This window comes from Bradyrhizobium sp. 17 (assembly GCF_023073515.1).
GTDB classification, from domain to species: domain Bacteria; phylum Pseudomonadota; class Alphaproteobacteria; order Rhizobiales; family Xanthobacteraceae; genus Bradyrhizobium; species Bradyrhizobium canariense_D.
The window spans coordinates 1-699 of record NZ_JADPJQ010000013.1; the positions used below are offsets into that span (position 1 = coordinate 1).

General features: G+C 64.1%; 1 protein-coding gene. It reads left to right on the forward strand.

The features are described 5' to 3' along the window. Positions 1-699, forward strand: a 699-nt coding sequence (locus IVB13_RS03225; protein ID WP_247487697.1) for a transposase, incomplete at both ends; no start/stop codon positions are given.

A 699-nucleotide genomic window follows, 5' to 3' on the forward strand; every position in this document is an offset into this window, starting at 1 on the left:
CCGAAGAAGCACAAGACGACGGGATCGAACGATCTGTTCCGGGCGCGGCTGGACCAGATCATCAATCTGAAGCACGAGTTGGTTCTGCTTGCCGGCAAGATCGATTGGGACTGGATCGACGGCGAGATCGCGCCGCTCTACAGCGAGAACGGCCGGCCGGGGATCGAGACCCGCTTCATGATCGGGCTGTTGTTGCTCAAGCATATCTACGGGCTGTCCGAAGAGGGGGTGTGCGAGCGCTGGGTCCACGACCCTTATTTCCAGTTCTTCACCGGCGAAGAGTTTTTCCGGCACGCTTTCCCGCACGAACGCTCGGACCTGAGCCATTGGCGCAAGCGGCTCGGCGACAAGCTGGAGCTGCTGCTGGCCGAGAGCCTGCGGGTGGCGCACGAAGCCGGCGCCTTACGCAGCCAGGACCTCAAGCGCGTCACTGTCGACACCACGGTGCAGCCGAAGGCCATCACCTTCCCGACCGACGCCAAGCTGCTTCATGCGGCCATCCAGGGCCTCAACCGCCTGGCGAGAAGGCACAGCGTCAGGCTCCGGCAATCCTATTCTCGCGTGGCCAAGGCCGCTGCGATGATGGCGGGCCGCTACGCCCATGCCAAACAGTTCGGGCGGCATCAGCGGCAGTTGCGTATCCTGCGCAGCCGGCTGGGCCGGATCATCCGCGACATCCGTCGCAAGATCGAGGGCCAG